Here is a 244-nt window from a genome sequence, read left to right on the forward strand (position 1 = left end):
GTTTGGGAGGATCTCGCAGGACGCAAAGGAAGCTTAAACGATATTGCTCGTTTTCGAGATAATATAGTAGCGTATTCTTTAGGATCTGGAGCCAGTTTTAAAGCATTTAAAGATGAAAAAGCAGATGCTTGGATAACTTGGCCGAATTGGCCGCTTAATAATTCCAAAGATATGGACATGGTTAGTATAGATAAGGATCGAGCTATCTGGCGTGATTTAAACATCGTTGTATCACCAAAAGCTG

Annotated in this window: 1 pseudogene; it reads left to right on the top strand. The window is 39.8% G+C overall.

Annotated elements, in window-relative coordinates:
* Nucleotides 1-244: pseudogene (locus AAEY72_RS16020) on the top strand (accessory colonization factor AcfC); the annotation flags it as partial.

Source organism: Psychrobacter sp. W2-37-MNA-CIBAN-0211 (assembly GCF_040309405.1).
GTDB classification, from domain to species: Bacteria; Pseudomonadota; Gammaproteobacteria; order Pseudomonadales; family Moraxellaceae; genus Psychrobacter; species Psychrobacter glaciei.